We start from the raw sequence: 15,166 nt of genomic DNA on the forward strand, positions 1-15,166 counted from the left end.
TCTTTCCTTACCTGATGCGACGTTAGCGCGGGCCGCCCCCGCGCGTCACGCCTCAGTTGCGATCGGGAACCGAGAAGGTGCCCGTGACCCGGCCCGATGGAGCGCGGCTCACCGTACCGCCATTGCCCGACGATGCGCCACCCGCCACCGACGATCCGTCGATCACCGCGCGACCGGTATCGAGGTTCAGCGTCAGGCGCCCGCCATTCACGGTGTTGCCGTCCTGGGTCAGCGTGACATTGCCCAGCATGGTGATGACCCGGCGGTTCAGGTCATAGATGCCGTAATTGGCGCGTGCGGTCTGGTTGGGGCGCTTGACGACGACATTGCCCGACGCCTCGAACCGCGACACCTGCGGCTTTCCGCCGATCACCTGCCCCGTATAATGGATGACCATCCGCGCGGCCGTCAGCGTCATCTCCGCCTGGCGCAGCACGACATTGCCCGACAGGACGCCGCGATTCGCCTTGTCCTGCAACTCGATGACGTCCGCGCCGAAATCGACGGGCGCACGGCTGTCATGCCGGGTCTGCGCCGCGGCGGAGGCAGCGAGAACGAGTAGGGCCGGGGCCGTCGCGGCGAAAAGCTTGTGCATGGGCGGCTATTTCGGTCTTTACGGCACGATGCGCAAGCGGGCGTTGCCTTCCAGCCGGACGGTGCGATCCTCCAGATTGGCACGCAGCTTGTTCGCGCTGAACGTCCCTTGCGGCACGCGGCCCGTCACCGCACCGCCCGATTCCAGCGTTCGCTGCTGAAGATCGACGGTCGCGTCATGCGTCTGAAGATCGTATCCGCCCGCCGATTTGAAGTCGAGCGGCCCGTCCAGCTTCACCTGTTCGGTGCGCATGTCGTAGCGGCCCGAATTGGCGCTGACCGTGGCGGGACCGTCGGACAGCCGGATCGCGGCGGCCAGATTGTTGAGCTGCACCACCGGCTCGGCCGAGCTGCGCTGGATCGCCGAACCGGCATCGAGCGAGAAGGGCTGCCCCTTGTCGTCGACACCGCGATACTGCGCCGCCTGGATCTTCAGCCGCTCCTTGGCGACCTCGACCTTCTTCTTGTCGAGCACGAAGGACACTTCGCTCGACGAATAGACCGGCGCCATCACCAGAAAGGCGGTCAGCACGCCGATCGCGCTGGGCAGCATCCAGCGGGCCAGCGTCACGAACCGGTCGTGGCGGCTGCCCGGCGCGGCCCAGTGCTGGCGCTGGGTGCGGACGCGGTCGGCGATTTCGGACATGCTGGTGCCTCTCCCTGCGAGCCGCGGATCAGGCGTGGGCGAAGATATCGACCTCGGGCCAGCCGGCGAGGTCCAGTTCGGCCCGCGCGGGAAGGAAATTGAAACAGGCCTGGGCCAGTTCCATCCGCCCTTCGCGCAGGAGGCGCTTGTCCAGTTCCACCTTCATCCGGTGCAGATAGCGCACGTCGGATGCGGCATATTCGCGCTGCGCGTCGGACAGTTCGGGCGCGCCCCAGTCCGAGGATTGCTGCGCCTTGGACAGCTCGACGCCGAGCAACTCGCGCACCAGCTCCTTCAGGCCATGGCGGTCCGTATAGGTGCGGATCAGGCGCGAGGCGATCTTGGTGCAATAGACGGGCCCGGCGACGACGCCCAGATAATGGCGAATCGCGGCAATATCGAACCGCCCGAAATGATAGAGCTTCAACCGGGCCGGATCGGCGAGCAGCGCGCGCAGATGGGGCGCAGCATAGTCGCTGTCGGGCCCGAAGCGGACGAGATGCTCGTCCGGTCCGCCATCGGACAGCTGGACGACGCAGAGCCGATCGCGCGGGGTGATCAGGCCCATCGTCTCGGTATCGACGGCGATCGAGGCTCCGGGCGCGAACAGGTCGGCGGGAATGTCTTCTTCGTGCAGATGAACGGTCATATGCTCTGCCCTAGCGGGCGATCCCCCAAGCCTCAACCGCGATCGACGGACTTGGGGGCTGTCGTGCATCCGGGTTTTACCGATGTTGTGGAGTTTCGGCCACAATTCCGACGCAATCTGCCTCGTTCGCGCCAAACCGAGACGGGCTCGCACGATTTCGTTCGCGATGTGTCGGCATCTGCGTTATGACTGGCAACTAGGCGCAAAAGGTTTGGCGCCGAAAGACCCGCGCTCTTCGTCCGGCGCACGGTTCTTGAGGATAGCATTTGCGGGCGAACCGGGAAGACGAACAGGGCTTATGGGTTTCGATAGAGGTAGCCGAGGCAACCGCGGCACGCGTGGTCGCGACAAGCGGGACAATTTCGGCGGTAGCGACGATTTCGGTGGCGGCGGCTTCGGTGGCGGTGACCGCTTCGGTGGTGGCGGCTTCGGCGGCGGCGACCGTTTCGGTGGCGGCGGCTTCGGCGGCGACCGTGGTGGCTTCGGCGGTGGTGACCGCGGCGGCTTCGGCGGCGGCGGTGGCGGCGGTTTCCGTGGCGGTGGTGGCGGCGGCTTCGGCGGCGGCCGTGGCGGCGGCGGCATGCCCCCCCAGGTCGTTGGCGAAGGCACCGGTGTCGTCAAGTTCTTCAACGCGCAAAAGGGTTTCGGCTTCGTCGTGCGTGATGATGGCGGCGAAGACGTGTTCGTTCACATCTCGGCCGTCGAGCAGGCGGGCCTGACCGGTCTGGCCGAGGGTCAGCCGCTCGGCTTCACCCTGGTCGATCGCGGCGGTCGCATCTCGGCCACCGAACTGAAGATCGAGGGCGAGCCGCTCCCGGTTCAGGAACGTGCGCCTCGCGAACCGCGTGAAGGCGGCTTCGGCGGCGACCGCGATCGTGGTCCGCGTGGCGGCGCAGGCGCCGGCGGTTTCGGCGGCGCGCCCCAGCGTCAGCTGACCGGCGAGAAGGCGACCGGCACGGTCAAGTTCTTCAACGCGATGAAGGGCTTCGGCTTCATTCAGCGCGACGATGGCCAGCCTGACGCGTTCGTCCACATCTCGGCCGTCGAGCGTGCCGGCATGGGTTCGCTGAACGAAGGCGACCGCCTGCAGTTCGAGATCGAAGTCGATCGTCGCGGCAAGTACGCTGCCGTGAACCTGCAGAACGAAGGCTGATCCCTTCGTCTGAGTAAGCCATCCCTTTTCGGGCGACAGGGCCCGGCGTTGCAGCGATGCGACGCCGGGCCTTTTCGTATGTCAGGCGTCGGGCACCGCATGAGATGGCCCGCCGGACCGTCCGACCGCCGCCACGCCTGGAGCGTGCCCCGCTAGGTCTGAATCATCGGCAGGGGTGATTGCGATTCGGGGCGACGTGCGAGGAAGAGCGACGCCCGGGCATCGCGGCCGCCGCGCGAAATGGCCGGGGATCGAAAGCGCCGCGCCGTGCGAACCCACGTCCGCGAGGCCGTCACGGCGACGCAAAACGCTCCATGCCGAGCGACTTCCACGCCATGCCTTCTCCTCATAGGGACGCTGGCAGACCGGAAGGCCTGATGGAGAGGCAGCACCGGGCACACCTCCAACCATCTGCCAAACGAGTAGCATCCCTTCACTTGGGGACGAGAGGATGCCGCTCTGCGTGGACGTCGACTCGGTCTAAACCACGATTGCCTTGTCCGCAGCCTCAGCCGACTGCGTATCGCGTGCGGGATCGTCATTCCGGCCCAATTTGGCGAGCTGGCGCGCCAGCACTTTGACGGCCACCGCATGGGCACCCACCCGACCGATCGCCGAGGCGGCGTGATCCGTTGCGGCGGCCGCTTCCGCCGTGATCGCCGCGAGTTGGCGGGCGGTGCTGCGTTGACCGGACGCGTGATTGAGCGAGCGGGCAAGCAGTTCGTCCTGCTCGCTCACCAGCATTTCGTACGCGGCGACGACCTTTCCTGTGGCACCGACGTCATCGGCGATGGCCAGGGCGCTCGCGCCGATATCGTCGGTGGCCGCTTTCGTGCGCGTCGCCAGCACCGACATTTCGGCGGCCACCACGGCATAGGCGCTGCCCTCGGATCCGGCGCGGGCGGCCTCGATTCGTGCGTTCAGGCTCAGGATGCGGCTTTCCTGCGCGATCGTCGCGATGGCGGCGCTGATCGAAGCGACGCGGTCGACCGACTGTTCCAGCGCCCCGACGATCGGCTTGTTGGCGATCAACGCCTTGCGGGCCATGGCCAGCGCCTCGCCCTGCTGCCGGACCGCGTCCGCCATCAAGCCCGCCGCCGAATCGAGATCGGCGGCCAGCGCCGCCACGCGGGCGGCTTGGCTGCTCATGCCCCGGACGCTCGCCGTGGCCGCCTCCGCCTCCGACGCGACGCAGCCCGCAATATCGATCAGTCGGCCCGCAATGCCTTTCAGATGCGAATCCAGGCTCGGCGCGCGGGCGGGCGGCGATGGGGCCGTCATCCCGCCTGGTTCGAGCGCGTCGCCGCCAGCATGGTATCGGCCAGGATGGTATAGGCGGCGGCCCAGGCGGCTTCGGTCTCATGGTCGAATGCGGGGCCAAGACCGCCCCGCAACGTCTCGATCAAGGCCGATCCGACCGCCTGATAATGGTGCGGCTTGGCGCCATAGCCGACATGGCGGAGCGCAAGCTCCTGCGCCACGGGTATGATGCTATCCAGCCGGTCCAACGCGTCCACCACCGTGGCGAGGGTCAGGAACAGCTTGCGCCCCTGCTCCGCCATGTCGTTGCGGAACAGCGGCCGGGTTTCGGGGGCGAGCTGGAAAAGCCGTCGATAGAATTCGGAGGCTGCCGCGTCGGTGATGGGAAGGACTTCGGCGAAGCTGTCCTGAATCAGGTCGATCTGGTGAGCGGTAAGCATGGCGCGCGGTTAAGGAAAGGGTACCAAAGAAACCTTAATGATTTAATGTATCGTCAGCGGTGACAGTAAGCGGAACGATTTGCACTGTTCCATTGATTTCAATGTCATGGCCTTGAAGCGCGCGGCGACCGACAGCGGCGATCGCCGTCCATATTTTCCCGGCATCGTGCGCAGATGCCCATTGCCCGTGATCCATCCTCACTGTACCGATCGATACACAGTCGCCAATGTCGAAAGGGGTCAGGGATATGCGTCCCCCGCTGCCACCATTCACGCCCGACACCGCCGTGCAAAAGGTCCGCGCGGCCGAAGATGCCTGGAACAGTCGTGACCCCGCGCGCGTGGTGCAGGCCTATACGCCCGACTGCCAGTGGCGGAACCGCGCCGAATTCATCACCGGACATGATGCGATCGTCGCCTTTCTTCGCCGCAAATGGACGCGGGAGCAGGAATATCGCCTCATCAAGGAATTATGGGCGCAAGAGGGGGCGCGGATCGCGGTCCGCTTCGCCTATGAATGGCATGATGAGGATGGGCAGTGGTTTCGATCCTATGGCAATGAGAATTGGGACTTTGCCGAGGACGGCCGGATGCGGCGCCGGATCGCCTCGATCAACGACCTGCCCATCGGCGAGGCCGATCGCCTGTTCCGCTGGCCGCTGGGGGCCCGTCCTGAGGGACACCCGTCGCTGACCGAGCTGGGGCTGTAGCCATGGCCCGGATGATCGCCGAGCGGGCGGACGCGCTGCCGGGGCTGGCAGAGGTATTTCGCGAATATGGCTATGCCGGGGCCAGCCTGTCGCTGATCGGGACCGCGACGGGACTGGGGCGGGGCAGCCTGTATCACTTCTTCCCCGGCGGAAAGCGCGAGATGGCCGCCGCCGTGCTGGACGATATCGCGCGCTGGTTCGAGGAGTCGATCTTCACCCCGCTCGCGCAGGCGGCGGAGCCGCGCGCGGGAATCGATGCGATGATGGTCGCGGTGGATCGCTATTTCGAATCGGGGCAGCGCGCCTGCCTGATCGGGGCCTGGGGACTGGGTGCGACGCGTGAGCCCTTTGCCGCGCCGATTACGGGCTATTTCCAACGCTGGATCGCCGCGTTGCAGGGGGTGCTGGTGCGCGGCGGCGTGGCGGAGGGGCATGCCACGGTGCTGGCGCAGGATGTGGTCAGCGGCATCCAGGGTGCGATCCTGCTGTCGCGCGCGCTAGGCGACGCCGGTCTGTTCCGCGCGACGCTGGGGCGGTTGACCGCGCGGCTCTATACCGCGCTCGCCGCGGCCGAATAAGGGGGCGGGCCGAAGCGCGCCCCCTCGCATCGGTCAGATCGCCGCCAGCGCCTGTTCGCAATCGGCGATCAGGTCGTCGGCATCCTCGACCCCGATCGAGATGCGGACCAGATTGTCGGTGATCCCCAGCGCCGCCTTGCGCTCGTCGGGCACGGAAAGATGGGTCATCGCCGCCGGGTGGCTGGCCAGCGTTTCGGTCCCGCCCAGGCTGACCGCCAGCTTGGCGATGCGAAGCGCGTCCAGGAAGCGAAAGGATTCGGCCTCGCCGCCCTTGAGGTAGAGCGAGAAGGTCGATCCGCCGCCGGTGCAGTGGCGGCGATAAATATCCGCCTGCCGCTCCAGGCCCGGCGTTCCCTCCAGAAAGCCCAGATAGCCGACCCGCTCGACCTTGGGGTGATCGCGTAAGTAAGCGCAGACCTTGGCCGCATTCTCGCCCGCGCGGCTCATGCGCAGCTCCAGCGTCTCCAGCGAACGGAGCAGCATCCAGGCGGTATTGGGGTCGCAGATGGTGCCGATCGTGTTGCGCATCGAACGGATGGTGGCGATGTGTGCCTTGGACCCCAGCACGCCGCCCGCGACCAGATCGGAATGGCCGCCGGCATATTTGGTCAGCGAATAGACGACGAGATCGGCCCCGTGCTTGAGCGGACGCTGCCAGAGCGGGCCGAGAAACGTGTTGTCGATCGCGATCGGGGGCTTTTCGGGGGCATCGGCGAAGGCCGCGTCGCGCGCGGCCGAGACTGCTTCGATATCGACCAGCGCATTGGTCGGATTGGCGGGGCTTTCCAGATAGATCAGCGCGACCCGGCCGATCGCGGCGGCCTTTTCCAGCACGCCGTCGATTTCCTCGCGGGTGGCCCCGGCGGGAAAGTCGAGCCACTTGACCCCGAACCGGCCCAGGATGCGGCCGATCAGCGTCTCGGTCGCGGCATAGAGTGGGCCCGAATGGACGATCACGTCGCCCGGCTGGACCATCGACAGGAACAGGGTCGCGATCGCCGCCATGCCGCTGGAGAAGGTCAGCGCATCCTCCGCCTCGTCCCAGATGGCGAGGCGATCCTCCAGAATCTCCTGGTTCGGCCCGTTGAAGCGCGAATAGACCAGGCCATCGGCGCCGCCGGGACGCTTGCCGGTCACGCCCTCGAAATGGCGCTTTCCCGCCGCCGCATTGGGGAAGACGAAGGTCGAGGTCAGGAAGATCGGCGGCTTGAGCGACCCTTCGGACAGAACCGGGTCATAGCCATGACCCATCATCAGCGTCGATGGCTTCAGCTTGCGATCGCCGATGCTGGTCGCATCGCTCGCGCGGTCGGCCGGGGCCTGACCCTGGGGCGGAACGCCGGTCAGATCGGATTCGGTCGGCATGGTGGTCTCCTTGGGACAAGAGGGCCGCTCTGTCGGCGGCTATGCCCCAAGGATAGCGTGGCAAACGGCTTTGGCGAGGCTCAAGCCAGCCCGATCAGCGAAATCTGGCGACCATAAGAGGGCTCGCCGCGATGGGTGGCGCGGCGGAAGCTGAAGAATCGGTCCTCCTGCGCATAGGTGTCCTCGCTCAGCGCGGCGACGCGTGCGACCCCGGCGGCGGCGAGGCGGTGGGCGACATAGGCTTCAAGGTCGAACTGGTAATGATCCGCCCGCGTGCCATCGGCGAAGAAGCGTTCATTCTCGGGTGCCTGTTCGACGAAGCGGCGCAGGAAGGCGGCATCGACCTCATAGCTGGCGCGCGCGATGCACGGCCCGATGGCGGCCGCGATACGGTCGCGCTGCGCCCCGAGCGCTTCCATCGCGATCAGGGTGGCATCGGTGATGCCGCCAAACGCCCCCTTCCATCCGGCATGCGCCGCCCCGATCACCCCGGCCTGGGCGTCGGCGAACAGCACCGGCGCGCAGTCGGCGGTCAGAATGCCGAGCAGCAGCCCCGGGCGATCGGTCACCAGCGCATCGCCATGCGGGCGGATATCGTCCTCCGGTACGGTCAGCACCGTCACCGCCTCCGCCGAATGAATCTGATAGCAGGTAATGAGGCGGCCACCGGGCAGCACCGCATCGCGCGCGCGGCGGCGGTTTTCCGCGACGGCGTCCGCGTCGTCCTCGGATCCCAGCCCGACGTTCAGACCGCCATGGATGCCCCCCGACACACCGCCACGCCGCCCGAGAAATGCGTGCGGCACCGCGTTCAGCAGCGGGGTGTTCAGCGCTTCGACGCTCATAGCGACAATCTCATGATCCGGTCCTCATCGATGGTGTCGCCCACCGGGAAATCATAGCGGCCGATATCGACAAAGCCGTAGCGTGCATAAAAGGCCTTGGCCCGGTGGTTGTCGACATAGACCGACAGGATCAGCGCGCTCGCCCCGCATTGCCGTGCGGTCGCGATCGTCCAGTCCATCAGCGCAGGGCCGACGCCCGCCCCCAAATGGCTCGACGCGACGTACAACTGATAGAGTTCGACCGCATCGGCCGGCCATTCGCCGGGAAAGCCCACGGGGCCGATCTTGGCAAAGCCGATGATCGCATCCCCCTCGACCGCCAGCCGGATGGTGAAATCGGGGTCGCCGATCTGGCTCGGCAAACCCTCCGGCCCGAAAGCCTCGTCGAGAAAGGCGTTCAGATCGGCGGGCGGGTAGAGATGCCCGAAGGTGTCGGTGAAGGCGGCGCGCGCCATCGCGGCCAGCGTCTCGCCATCGCCGGGCGCGGCGTCGCGATAGACGATCATTCGCCATACCCCGCCGGGACGGGCCAGTCGGGGCGCGTCACCGCCAGCGCGCGGAACAGCGTACCCATGTCCTGCATCAGCCTGTTGCGATCGGCGAGCAACGCATCGGCACGGTCCGGATGCGCACGAGCCAGGCTGGCAGTCCGCTGGTCGATGCCGAGCGCGCCGAGCAGATCGCGCTGCGTCACCGGGCCGAACGCGGAGAGACCGACGGACTGCGCGGCGGCGGCGAGCGTCGTGAAGTCCACATGCGCGCTCAGATCCTGCTCGCCGGGCCGGTCGAAGGGGTTGGTATAGGCATGGCCCCGGACTGCCTGCAACGTGTCGGCGATGGCGGGGCCTTCATAGCCATAATCGACGATCAGTGCGGCCCCGCCCTGTGCGGCGATCCGGGCGGCAAGGGTCCGCATCACCGCGACGCTGGCGGGGGAAACCTCAAGGACCGAACCGGCCTCCGCCTCGCGCAACGGTTCGGGAATGACCTCGGCAGGCACGGGTGGCCCCGCGATCGGCAGGAACAGCAGGTCCTGCGCCGCGACCAGCCGCTCGTGCCAGCCATCGCCGCGCCGTACCAGTTGCCGGATCGGCAGCGCATCGAAGAACTCGTTGGCGACGACGATGAGCGGGCGATCGGTGGGCAGCGTCTCGACGCTTTCGTGCCACCGGGCGTCCTTCACCCGCTGGCCCTGCGCCGCGCGCAGGGTGGCGCTGGTCTCGACGAAATGGATGGGCGGCGTCAGCCCCGCCTTCGCCATGGCCCGCCGGGCATCCGCCGCCAGCGTGCCGCGACCGGGCCCCAGTTCGACCCAGTGAATATCAGGCCGTCCCGCCCGATCCCACAGATCGGCGCACCACAGACCGATCAGTTCGCCGAACATCTGGCTGATCTCGGGGCTGGTGGTGAAGTCGCCACCTGCGCCCAGCGGATCGCGGGTGCCGTAATAATGCGCATTGGCGGCGGCCATGAACTGCGCCACCGGGATCGGCCCGGCCAGCGCAATGGCGCGCGCCAGCCGTTCGGGCAGCGCATCCTCTGGCGCGGGCTGGTGACCGGCGGGGGGGATCAGCGGGTTCGTCATGCCCCCGCTCTGCCCCCCGAACCTCGCGACCGCAAGACCGTCAGGCGACGCTGTCGCTCCCCGCGATCGGCTCGACCCGGACGCGGCGACCCTTGGCGCTGTTCATCAGATACAGGCCGCCCAGGATCATCGGCACGCACAGCCACTGGCCCATGTGCAGCCCGGTCACCTGCGCAAAGGCGCGGAGCTGCTGGTCGGGTTCGCGAAAGAACTCCACGATAAAGCGCGCGATGCCGTAACCCAGTAGGAACAGGCCCGACAGCTTGCCCGGATCGTAGCGCGACTTGGTCCGCCAGAAGGCGAAGCTCATCACCGCGAACAGCACCAGTCCCTCCAGCCCCGCTTCGTAAAGTTGGCTCGGGTGGCGCGCCGGGTCGGGCAGGCCGAAGGGCACGGTGCGCGGGAAGATGATCGCCCAGGGCACGTCCGACGGCTTGCCCCATAATTCGCCGTTCACGAAATTGGCGAGGCGCCCCAGGAACAGTCCGACCGGCGCGGCGCAGACCAGATAGTCGAGGATGCGCAGCCAGTTGAGCTTGTGCTTGCGCGCGAACAGGATGACACCGACCCCGGTGCCCACGGCGCCGCCATGGAAACTCATGCCCCCATCCCACAGCCGAACGATGCGCAAGGGGTGCAGGAACATCTCCGGCGCATAGAAGATCACATAGCCGAACCGCCCGCCCAGGATGATGCCCAGCGTGGCGTAGAAGACGAGGTCGTCGGCATGCGCGCGCGACATTGGCGCACCCGGCCGGTCGAGCATCTTGCCCAGATACCACCAGCCGAACAGGATGCCGGTGATATAGGCCAGGCTGTACCAGCGCAGCGTGAAGAAGCCGATCGAGAAGACATCCGGGTGCAACCCCAGATCCTCGAACCGGATATGGCCGGTGGCGGCCGCGAGCATGGGCAGGATCAAGCGCGTTTCCCTTATCTCTGACCCGCTTCCATAGAAGGGTCGCGCGACAACACCAAGACCATGGGTTGGGGACGGAATGTGCGCTTCGACCTGGCTCGGCGTGAACGGAGGTAACCTCCATCCCAACCTCCGTTCAGCCTGAGCGACGTCGAAGGCCAGGCCGTGACGGTCACCAAATCACGCCAGGTCGCGGAGATTTACGGTTCGCGCGCAAAAAACCTTTGGGCTTTCGCGCGGACGATCGGTCCCTTCGCTATCAGACAGCGAAACCCCCGGCTTGCCTGACTGCCCTTGCGCGTTAAGGCTCGACCCGATGGATGTGAACAGGCGCAACATACTCATCGGCGGCGGCGCAGGCGTCGGGTTGCTCGTCGCCTGGAGCCTGTGGCCGCGCGCCTACGCACCCAATCTGACCGTCAATCCGGGCGAGCAGGCCTTTGGCGCCTGGCTGAAGATCGGGCGTGACGGCATCGTCACGGTCGCGGTGCCGCAGGCCGAACATGGGCAGGGCATCACGACCACGCTGGCCCAGATCGTCGCCGACGAATTGGGTGCGGACTGGCAGACGGTCGCGGTGAAGCCCGCCCCGATCAATCCGCTCTACGCCAATCCGGTCGGCGTCGATTCGCTGTTCGAGGGCGCCTTCGATCGACTGTCTGGGGCGATGCGCGCCGAATGGCTGCGGCGCGACATGGTGATGCTGACCGGTGGCTCGAGTTCGATCCGCATGTTCGAGGCTCCCGCCCGCGCCGCCGCCGCGACCGCCCGCGCGCTGATGGCGCAGGCCGCCGCGCGCCGTTGGGGCTTGGACTGGACCGCGTGCGAGGCCAAGGACGGCTTCATCATCCATGACGGCAAGCGGCTGCGCTTCGCCGAACTGGCCGAGGCGGCGGCGGGGGAGACGGTGCCCGCGCCCTTGCCGCTGGGGAGCGGTGGCGCGGGGCGACTGGCGGGGGGCGACCTTCCCCGGCTCGATTCACCCGCCAAGATCGACGGGTCCGCCAATTTCACCGCCGACATCCGCCTGTCCGACATGGTGCATGTCGCGATCCGCCATGCGCCGCTGGGGAGGACCCGCGCCATCCGGCTGAATCGGGATGCCGCGATGAAGGTCACCGGCGTGGTCGATGTGATCGAGGGCGGTGACTGGGTGGCGGTCGCGGCCGCGAGCTGGTGGGTCGCCCAACGGGGATTGGACGCGGCGGCCCCGCGGGCGGTGACCGACGGGCCGGTGCCGAGCAGCGCGGGGATTGCGCAGGCACTCGACAAAGCGTTGGGCGCGGATGGGCGAACGGTCATGACGCGCGGCGATGTCGCCGATGCCCTGGACGGCGAAGGACTGGTCGAAGCACGCTATCGAATCGGTGTCGGCGTCCATGCCGCGATCGAGCCGCGCGCGGCGGTGGCGGCATGGCGCGACGACGCGCTGGAGCTGTGGGTGCCCACCCAGGTTCCGGCACAGGTCCGCGCACTGGCGGCGGACGCGGTGGGGCTGGACCCGGATCGGGTGATCGTCCACCCCATGCCGATCGGCGGCTCGTTCGGCGTCGCGCTGGAATCGGATGCGGCGATACAGGCGGCGACGATCGCCGCGAAGCTGAAGCGTCCGGTCAATCTGCAATGGTCGCGCGCCGATGACCTGCGTCGTGACGCGTTTCGCGCGCCCGCTCTGGCCAGGCTGACCGCGCGGGTCGCCAAGGGGGGGATTGTCGGCTGGCGAAGCCGGATCGCGACGCCCTCGACCGGGCCGGAACTGGCGCACCGGGTCATGCCAGGCGGACCGGCGCGCTGGGGGATGCGGGGGCAGGGCAGGGGGGATGCCTATGCCATGGGCGGCGCGGTGCCGCCTTATGCAATTCCCGCGCTGGCGGTGCATCATCACGACGCGGACCTGCCGATTCCGACCGGCCATGTGCGGGGCGGGGCGCATGTCGCCAATGTGTTTGCCAGCGAATCGTTCATCGACGAATTGGCGGGACACGCCGGGGCCGATCCGCTGGCGTGGCGGATCGCGATGCTGGGCGACGAACCCCGGCTCGCCCGGTGCCTGTCCACCGCCGCTTCGCTGGGTGGCTGGGAAGGCGGCGGTGCGGGCAGCGGCCAGGGGGTGGCGGTACACGCCTTTCGCGGCAGCTATATTGCGGTGCTGGCCGAGGCGCATCGGGGTGAGGACGGCCGGCCGGTGGTCGACCGGCTGGTCGCCGCGCTCGATTGCGGGCGGGTGGTCAACCCCGACATCGTGCGCCAGCAGGTGGAAGGTGGGCTGATCTTCGGCCTCGCCCATCTGTTCGGCACGGATATAGGATTTTCCAAGGGGCTGGCGGAGCCCGCGCGGCTGGGGGCGCTCCGGCTGCCGCTTCTGGCCGACACGCCCGACATCACGGTCGAACTGATCGCCTCCGACGACGCGTCCGGCGGTGTCGGCGAACTGGCCGTGCCCCCGGTTGCCCCCGCCATCGCCAATGCGCTGGCTACCCTGCCCGGAAGCCCAAGGATACGAAGCCTGCCCATGGAGTTGTCCGCCTGATGCTGCCCCCCGACCATCCCCCCGTCCCGCGCGCCAAGATCGGCGTGCTCCTGATGAACCTCGGCACGCCCGACGCGCCGGAGCCTCGGGCGGTGAAGCGGTATCTGGGCGAGTTCCTGTCGGATCGCCGGGTGATCGAGATTCCGGCTCTGCTGTGGCAGCCGATCCTGCGCGGTATCATCCTGAACACGCGGCCCAAGAAATCGGCCCATGCCTATTCTCTGGTGTGGCGCGACGACGGCTCGCCCCTGGCCGCGATCACGCGGGCGCAGGCGGAGGCGGTGAAGGATATGTTCGGGCCCGGCGTGCTGGTCGACTGGGCGATGCGCTATGGCCGCCCCGCCATCGCCGAGCGGGTCCAGGCGATGAAGGATGCCGGGTGCGAGCGTATATTGCTCGCCCCGCTTTACCCGCAATATTGCGCGGCGACGACTGCGACCGCCAATGACAAGGCGTTCGCGCATCTGGCGACGATGCGCTGGCAACCGGCGATTCGCACCCTGCCGCCTTATTATGACGATCCTCTCTATATCAATGCGCTGAAGACCCAGTTGGAGGCGCAGCTTGCCGTTCTGGATTTCGAGCCCGAGGCGATCGTCGCCAGCTTCCACGGCATGCCGCAACGGACGCTCGAACTGGGCGACCCCTATCATTGCCATTGCCGCAAGACCGCGCGCCTGCTGGCCGAGGCAATGAAGGACACGCTGAGCGGCCGCGAGTTGCTGGTCGCCTTCCAGTCGCGCTTCGGCCGCGCCAAATGGCTCGAACCCGCGACCGATGTGACGCTGGAGGCCTTGCCCGGGCGCGGGATTCGCAAGGTGGCCATTTTGGCTCCGGGCTTTTCGGCGGACTGCATCGAGACGCTCGAGGAGCTGGCGATTCGCGGGCGCGAAAGTTTCGAGGGCGCGGGCGGCACTCACTTCGCCTATCTGCCGTGCCTCAACGATAGCGAGATCGGCGTGACGATGCTGCGCGGATTGATCGAACGCGAACTGCAAGGCTGGTTGCCGTAGCGTTATATTAGCTTTCGTCCCGGCTTTGCCATTGCGGATGGCGTGTGCCCCTTTTAAGCCACAATCGACAATTGGGAGAGGTTTGATGGCACGGGTCGCGATTGTGACGGGTGGTACGCGCGGTATTGGCGAGGCGATCAGCCTGGCCTTGAAGGAGGCGGGGGTCACCGTCGCCGCCAATTATGCGGGCAATGACGAACGCGCCCGCGAATTCTCCGAACGGACCGGCATCAAGGCCTATAAATGGGACGTCGCGGACCATGACGCGGTGCAGGCCGGCGTCGCGCAGGTGGCCGAGGAACTGGGCCCGGTCGACATCGTGGTCAACAATGCGGGCATCACCCGCGACGGCACGCTGCTCAAGATGACCTACCAGATGTGGAAGGAGGTCATGGACACCAATTTGGGTGGCTGCTTCAATATGGCCAAGGCGGTCTTCCCCGGCATGCGCGAGCGCAAATGGGGCCGTATCGTCAATATCGGTTCGATCAACGGCCAGGCAGGCCAATATGGTCAGGTCAACTATGCCGCCGCCAAGTCGGGCATCCATGGCTTCACCAAGGCGCTGGCGCAGGAAGGGGCGCGGTTCGGCGTCACCGTCAACGCGATCGCGCCGGGCTATATCGACACCGACATGGTCGCCGCCGTTCCCGCCGACGTGCTGGAAAAGATCGTCGCCAAGATTCCGGTCGGCCGCCTGGGCCAGGCGCATGAGATCGCGCGCGGCGTGGCCTTCCTGTGCTCGGACGAGGCGGGCTTTGTCACCGGCTCGACCCTGTCGATCAATGGCGGTCAGCATATGTATTGAGGAATGCAAGAACGCCGACCTCCCCGGTCAGGGAGATCGGCGTTCCGTCCTCGATACGCTACGCGAGGAGA

Annotated in this window: 16 protein-coding genes; 6 read left to right on the forward strand and 10 right to left on the reverse strand. The window is 67.2% G+C overall.

All coding sequences use genetic code 11. The features are described from left to right. Positions 1–52 precede the first annotated feature (52 nt). The 3 genes from NZL82_RS04590 to NZL82_RS04600 are packed head-to-tail and all read right to left on the reverse strand — an operon-like array spanning position 53 to position 1,889. Complete coding sequence (locus NZL82_RS04590; protein ID WP_261268583.1) at positions 53–595, reverse strand: LptA/OstA family protein; 543 nt, start codon at positions 593–595, stop codon at positions 53–55. An 18-nt stretch (positions 596–613) separates the two neighbouring features. Continuing rightward, the gene (gene lptC, locus NZL82_RS04595) at positions 614–1,240 is read right to left on the reverse strand and encodes an LPS export ABC transporter periplasmic protein LptC (protein ID WP_261268584.1); all 627 of its coding nucleotides are present in this window, start codon (positions 1,238–1,240) and stop codon (positions 614–616) included. A 28-nt stretch (positions 1,241–1,268) separates the two neighbouring features. Further along, the gene (locus NZL82_RS04600) at positions 1,269–1,889 is read right to left on the reverse strand and encodes a ribonuclease D (RefSeq protein WP_261268585.1); all 621 of its coding nucleotides are present in this window, start codon (positions 1,887–1,889) and stop codon (positions 1,269–1,271) included. A 298-nt stretch (positions 1,890–2,187) separates the two neighbouring features. Between NZL82_RS04600 and NZL82_RS19775 the strand changes: the two genes are divergently transcribed. After that, complete coding sequence (locus tag NZL82_RS19775) at positions 2,188–3,042, forward strand: cold-shock protein (protein ID WP_314732869.1); 855 nt, start codon at positions 2,188–2,190, stop codon at positions 3,040–3,042. 480 nt (positions 3,043–3,522) lie between these two features. On the opposite strand, the gene NZL82_RS04615 is transcribed toward NZL82_RS19775, so the two are convergent. Both NZL82_RS04615 and NZL82_RS04620 read right to left on the reverse strand, forming a co-directional pair. After that, a complete protein-coding gene (locus NZL82_RS04615) occupies positions 3,523–4,170 on the reverse strand; it encodes a methyl-accepting chemotaxis protein (protein WP_261268586.1) in 648 nt (215 codons plus the stop codon). Between the two features lie 149 nt (positions 4,171–4,319). Further along, entirely contained in the window at positions 4,320–4,742 is a 423-nt protein-coding gene (locus NZL82_RS04620; RefSeq protein WP_261268587.1) for a globin family protein, read from the reverse strand. Positions 4,743–4,990: 248 nt separating this feature from the next. Between NZL82_RS04620 and NZL82_RS04625 the strand changes: the two genes are divergently transcribed. Together NZL82_RS04625 and NZL82_RS04630 are read left to right on the forward strand one after the other, a co-directional pair. Next, entirely contained in the window at positions 4,991–5,452 is a 462-nt protein-coding gene (locus tag NZL82_RS04625; protein ID WP_261268588.1) for a nuclear transport factor 2 family protein, read from the forward strand. A 2-nt stretch (positions 5,453–5,454) separates the two neighbouring features. Further along, the gene (locus NZL82_RS04630) at positions 5,455–6,030 is read left to right on the forward strand and encodes a TetR/AcrR family transcriptional regulator (protein ID WP_261268589.1); all 576 of its coding nucleotides are present in this window, start codon (positions 5,455–5,457) and stop codon (positions 6,028–6,030) included. A gap of 33 nt (positions 6,031–6,063) precedes the next feature. Here NZL82_RS04630 and NZL82_RS04635 read toward each other — a convergent pair whose 3' ends face one another. The 5 genes from NZL82_RS04635 to lgt form a co-directional block, all read right to left on the reverse strand. Continuing rightward, entirely contained in the window at positions 6,064–7,395 is a 1,332-nt protein-coding gene (locus NZL82_RS04635; RefSeq protein WP_261268590.1) for a cystathionine gamma-synthase family protein, read from the reverse strand. An 80-nt stretch (positions 7,396–7,475) separates the two neighbouring features. Further along, positions 7,476–8,240 (reverse strand): peptidoglycan editing factor PgeF, encoded by a 765-nt coding sequence (gene pgeF, locus NZL82_RS04640; protein ID WP_261268591.1) that lies wholly within the window; start codon positions 8,238–8,240, stop codon positions 7,476–7,478. Then, entirely contained in the window at positions 8,237–8,746 is a 510-nt protein-coding gene (locus NZL82_RS04645; protein WP_261268592.1) for a GNAT family N-acetyltransferase, read from the reverse strand. The genes pgeF and NZL82_RS04645 overlap by 4 nt, the downstream gene beginning before the upstream one ends. Continuing rightward, positions 8,743–9,825, reverse strand: a complete 1,083-nt coding sequence (locus NZL82_RS04650) for a class I SAM-dependent methyltransferase (protein ID WP_261268593.1) — start codon at positions 9,823–9,825, stop codon at positions 8,743–8,745. The genes NZL82_RS04645 and NZL82_RS04650 overlap by 4 nt, the downstream gene beginning before the upstream one ends. Positions 9,826–9,865: 40 nt before the next feature. Next, positions 9,866–10,747 (reverse strand): prolipoprotein diacylglyceryl transferase, encoded by an 882-nt coding sequence (gene lgt, locus NZL82_RS04655; RefSeq protein WP_405051344.1) that lies wholly within the window; start codon positions 10,745–10,747, stop codon positions 9,866–9,868. A 313-nt stretch (positions 10,748–11,060) separates the two neighbouring features. Between lgt and NZL82_RS04660 the strand changes: the two genes are divergently transcribed. The 3 genes from NZL82_RS04660 to phbB all read left to right on the forward strand — a co-directional run bounded on the left by NZL82_RS04660 (position 11,061) and on the right by phbB (position 15,095). Beyond that, positions 11,061–13,274 (forward strand): xanthine dehydrogenase family protein molybdopterin-binding subunit, encoded by a 2,214-nt coding sequence (locus NZL82_RS04660; RefSeq protein ID WP_261268594.1) that lies wholly within the window; start codon positions 11,061–11,063, stop codon positions 13,272–13,274. Next, positions 13,274–14,287 carry a ferrochelatase gene (gene hemH / locus NZL82_RS04665; RefSeq protein ID WP_261268595.1) on the forward strand — a complete coding sequence of 338 codons (1,014 nt, stop codon included), beginning with the start codon at positions 13,274–13,276 and terminating at the stop codon, positions 14,285–14,287. The genes NZL82_RS04660 and hemH overlap by 1 nt, the downstream gene beginning before the upstream one ends. An 85-nt stretch (positions 14,288–14,372) precedes the next feature. After that, on the forward strand, positions 14,373–15,095 hold the full coding sequence (gene phbB / locus NZL82_RS04670; protein WP_261268596.1) for an acetoacetyl-CoA reductase: 723 nt from the start codon (positions 14,373–14,375) through the stop codon (positions 15,093–15,095). Positions 15,096–15,166 lie beyond the last annotated feature (71 nt).

The sequence above is a fragment of the Sphingomonas sp. LC-1 genome, from assembly GCF_025371035.1.
Lineage (GTDB): Bacteria > Pseudomonadota > Alphaproteobacteria > Sphingomonadales > Sphingomonadaceae > Sphingomonas > Sphingomonas sanguinis_E.

What these genes read in the sequence shown, in the direction of transcription:
- NZL82_RS04590 (WP_261268583.1), bottom strand. Translation starts at nt 595, where the DNA reads ATGCACAAGCTTTTCGCCGCGACGGCCCCGGCCCTACTCGTTCTCGCT.
- lptC (WP_261268584.1), bottom strand. Translation starts at nt 1,240, where the DNA reads ATGTCCGAAATCGCCGACCGCGTCCGCACCCAGCGCCAGCACTGGGCC.
- NZL82_RS04600 (WP_261268585.1), bottom strand. Translation starts at nt 1,889, where the DNA reads ATGACCGTTCATCTGCACGAAGAAGACATTCCCGCCGACCTGTTCGCG.
- NZL82_RS19775 (WP_314732869.1), top strand. Translation starts at nt 2,188, where the DNA reads ATGGGTTTCGATAGAGGTAGCCGAGGCAACCGCGGCACGCGTGGTCGC.
- NZL82_RS04620 (WP_261268587.1), bottom strand. Translation starts at nt 4,742, where the DNA reads ATGCTTACCGCTCACCAGATCGACCTGATTCAGGACAGCTTCGCCGAA.
- NZL82_RS04625 (WP_261268588.1), top strand. Translation starts at nt 4,991, where the DNA reads ATGCGTCCCCCGCTGCCACCATTCACGCCCGACACCGCCGTGCAAAAG.
- NZL82_RS04630 (WP_261268589.1), top strand. Translation starts at nt 5,455, where the DNA reads ATGGCCCGGATGATCGCCGAGCGGGCGGACGCGCTGCCGGGGCTGGCA.
- NZL82_RS04635 (WP_261268590.1), bottom strand. Translation starts at nt 7,395, where the DNA reads ATGCCGACCGAATCCGATCTGACCGGCGTTCCGCCCCAGGGTCAGGCC.
- pgeF (WP_261268591.1), bottom strand. Translation starts at nt 8,240, where the DNA reads ATGAGCGTCGAAGCGCTGAACACCCCGCTGCTGAACGCGGTGCCGCAC.
- NZL82_RS04645 (WP_261268592.1), bottom strand. Translation starts at nt 8,746, where the DNA reads ATGATCGTCTATCGCGACGCCGCGCCCGGCGATGGCGAGACGCTGGCC.
- NZL82_RS04650 (WP_261268593.1), bottom strand. Translation starts at nt 9,825, where the DNA reads ATGACGAACCCGCTGATCCCCCCCGCCGGTCACCAGCCCGCGCCAGAG.
- NZL82_RS04660 (WP_261268594.1), top strand. Translation starts at nt 11,061, where the DNA reads ATGGATGTGAACAGGCGCAACATACTCATCGGCGGCGGCGCAGGCGTC.
- hemH (WP_261268595.1), top strand. Translation starts at nt 13,274, where the DNA reads ATGCTGCCCCCCGACCATCCCCCCGTCCCGCGCGCCAAGATCGGCGTG.
- phbB (WP_261268596.1), top strand. Translation starts at nt 14,373, where the DNA reads ATGGCACGGGTCGCGATTGTGACGGGTGGTACGCGCGGTATTGGCGAG.